The following is a 3,392-nucleotide window of genomic DNA, read 5'->3' as shown; positions in this document are numbered from 1 at the left end:
TGAGAAAAACCGCGAGAAAATCGAAAAGAAGATCGAGCAGGCAGAAAAACGGATATCCGATAAGGAATGCAAACGGCAAAGACTTTGACAACGTTGATGAGGTTCTGACCTTGCTTCGCCAGGAAAAGCAGGGGCGCTGGTTGTCGGGGGCGAACAACATGTGGCACGGTGGTATACATGTCAGCCGCAATACGGCGCCCTGGTCGGTACTGACAGCGGATACCCGTGACGGTGTGGTCCCGCTACAGTGTATTGCCAGCGGTGAGCTGGTCGCCTGGCGCGTGTGCCAGGATTTCTTTATGGGCAATCTGGGTGACAAACCGTTGCAGTATTCGCCATCGTTTTTGCTGGTGCGTTCGGTACATAAACCTACCCAGGACGCGTCCACGTGGCTGTGCTTTTATACGCTGTATATGCATCTTGCGCCGCTCTCCTGTTATCCGAAATGGCCGGTATACCAGGTGACCCAGAAGGGTGATAGTCTCATTATGCGTCGGTACAGCGGCAGTGAGGTCTCCGGGCAACCGGCTCCGGCGGAAATATCAAAGGCCCGTCTTCACAGTGGTGAACTGGTGCTGGTTGAGCGACAGGAAACGTTCCTGCTGCATAGCGGGCAGGCGGAGGTGTTCGGCCTCGCACAAAGGCTGAAAGATGGTGCCCCTGTGGGCGATAAGTTCTGGACTTCGGTTCGACTCGCTTTTATGGAGCCGCTTGGCGAACAGTATAGTTATCTGCCCGGCTGGATGTCGGTGGCGCTGAAAGCGGGGCAGTTTGATACCGTGGTGTGCCCGAAGGTGATGACGGCCATTAAGGCCGGTGATGCGATTGGCTTTCTGGGCAAAGACGATCTCCCCGATGGTTTCAGGAATGTGTCAGAAGACTGGTTCTCGCACATCGAGGTATTCAGCAACGACGGGAGGATGCCATTGTTTCTCAATAACCCCGCGCAACTGAATACGGGGCGTCAGTTTTTGCTGGTTCCCGTAGGGAAGCAACTTTACCAGTGCGAAGAAAAAGGCAGCAGTCATACGTTTGAGCCGGTGGGGATGACGAATCAGGGGGATGCGGCAGATATCATTCCGGCCGAATCAGCCACATCCGCGACAGACAGTGCCAGAGTGGCGTATCTGCAAATTCGGCCTGGTACCTGGATACGCAAGGAGGATGTGGAAACGGTGAGTCAGAATGACCTGACGAAACTGAAGTTTAAGGCTGTGGGGCAGGAGCCTGTGAAGAACCAGCTTCGTAGCCTGGAAACACAGTGGGTCATCGATGCGTTCCGCTGGCTGAGCAGCCAAATCTGGGGTGGACGTGACCAGGAATCCAGGCAGATGCAGGACTATTACGCTCGTATGGCTGATGAACTGGAGAAGGGGAATATTCCTCAGGGCGCAATAGACCGGTACCGCAGATCGATATCGAATGCACTCCACCACTGGAATCCACATATTGATTTTTTCCTGCGCAGGCTTGTGGTGAAGCACGAGAGCGAATGGCACGGTGGTAGTACAAACCCTAAATGGAAAGAAGTGCTGGCCCCGATGTCAGGGGATTTTTTGGCCTACGTAAAGCAATGGCTGGATGCGCATGAATGGATGAGCCAGGTGCCTGAGTTCAGCAAGGACGAAGCGATATGGCATTTTCATCCTGTAGAGTTTTTAGCCGTTATTAATAATTCAATACCATCAGTACAAGAAGCCAGAGTTCGTGCATTCATGAGGATGATTCGGGTTGGTGAAGGGACTGTCGGTGAGATGGGATATGAAACGTTATTTGGTGGCGGTTCATTTATTCGTGACTACCATAAAAATTTCAATGTTCATCCGCACATATCAGTAACCAGTGGAAAGTTGACCTCATCGGCTGCAGGGGCTTATCAAGTAATGGGCTATACATGGGATGATAAAAATATGGCCTCATATAGACTACATTATGGAATCAATGATTTTAGTCCAAAGTCACAAGATGAATTCTGTGTTTTAATCTTTAAATATAAACGTAAGGGGTCTTTAGATAAAATAATAGCAGGAGATATCGATGGAGCTTTGGATATTTTGAGCTATGAGTGGGCTAGTTTACCACCTGGAAGATACGGGCAACCAGCAAAAACCAGAAAAGATGTTATCTCAATATATGAGAAATATCTTTCTGATGAGTTGAATGGTGAAACTGATCTTCATGTTTCCAGTGAGTTTATTAATGATGTTATTAAGGATTAACTATGCGGTTCGTAGCATTTATACTATTTGTTTATTCCATTTTTACATATGCAAACACTGACTTTGGCTTGTGGGGGACAACATGCAGCAATGACGGTTTTTTGCTCAAAGTTAGTGATGGAAGTTCTCCGCTAGTAATTAATGACAATCAGATAGTTATTTCTATACACGCTAAAAAAAATCCTGATGGTGTCATTCATTTCTTTTATGATAAAACTTTAGATCTTGGGGCGGGAGGAATGAATCTTGATTGGGATAATGTTAGCCTGCAGTCAGAGATCGCAGATATGAAAGTTAATGGTGATTCAGGGGTGTTTAAATGGAATGGTTTTTTTAATGATGCAAATAAAAAATATTTTTGGGTGAACGAACCTGATTTTGTTCAGGGGTATGCTGAGCACAATATAATAAAATTACACAGGTGTAAGTAGTTTTATTTTTCCTGCACAGGTTGGTGGTAAAACACGAAAGTGAATGGCACGGAGGTAGCACGAACCCTAAATGGAAAGAAGTGTTTGCCACTGTATCAGGTGATTTTTTAGCCTACGTTAAACAGTGGCTGGATGCGCATGAATGGATGAGTCAGGTGCCAGAGTTCAGCAAAGATGAAGCGATATGGCATTTTCATCCGGTGGAGTTTTTGGCAGCTATAAACACAGTGACCATTAACTTAAAAATTGCTCGATTAAGAGCGTTTATGCGAATGATCCGTGTTGGTGAAGGTACTACTACAGCTTTAGGATATAGAACTATGTTTACTGGTGCTATATTTGATAGTTTCGATGAACATCCAAATCAATTACATACCGCTAATAATATCAGTTCCACAGCCGCTGGGGCGTACCAGTTTTTATATAGAACCTGGCGTTCGTTAAAATTGAAATTACAGCTTTCTAATTTTTCTCCTAACAATCAGGACCTCGCTTGCATTGAGTTAATTTACGAAGATCATGCTTTACAGCTGATTTTAGATGGGGAAATAAACGAGAGTATAAATCTGTGTGAAAGTACATGGGCTAGTTTACCTGGCTCCCCGCATGGTCAGCCAACACAAAAATTAAATAATGCTATACTGGAGTACAATAAATATCTTGAGGAAGAGCAGAAAGGGATTACATCAGGGAAAGATCACGTAACGAGTGTTTTTTGAACAATTGGTCGTATATTTATCAA

General features: G+C 45.6%; 3 protein-coding genes. All 3 read left to right on the top strand.

Features of this window, described 5'->3' with window-relative positions; translation table 11 throughout:
• Nucleotides 1-2,219, top strand: a 2,219-nt coding sequence (locus tag AAIR21_RS27420) for a glycoside hydrolase family 24 protein (protein ID WP_434682768.1), incomplete at its 5' end; no start/stop codon positions are given.
• Between the two features lie 2 nt (nt 2,220-2,221).
• Nucleotides 2,222-2,650, top strand: coding sequence for a hypothetical protein (locus AAIR21_RS27415; protein WP_434682767.1), 429 nt, complete (start codon nt 2,222-2,224; stop codon nt 2,648-2,650).
• Nucleotides 2,651-2,673: 23 nt separating this feature from the next.
• Nucleotides 2,674-3,369: a glycoside hydrolase family 24 protein gene (locus tag AAIR21_RS27410; protein WP_434682765.1), complete on the top strand. Its 696-nt coding sequence runs from the start codon at nt 2,674-2,676 to the stop codon at nt 3,367-3,369.
• Nucleotides 3,370-3,392: the final 23 nt, after the last annotated feature.

Origin of the sequence: Enterobacter sp. PTB (assembly GCF_051130085.1) — a bacterium.
GTDB classification, from domain to species: domain Bacteria; phylum Pseudomonadota; class Gammaproteobacteria; order Enterobacterales; family Enterobacteriaceae; genus Enterobacter; species Enterobacter ludwigii.
This window is presented reverse-complemented; position numbering and strand designations above follow the sequence as displayed.

Excerpts from the sequence above, each read along its gene's own strand:
- AAIR21_RS27415 (WP_434682767.1), top strand. The coding sequence starts at position 2,222 with ATGCGGTTCGTAGCATTTATACTATTTGTTTATTCCATTTTTACATAT.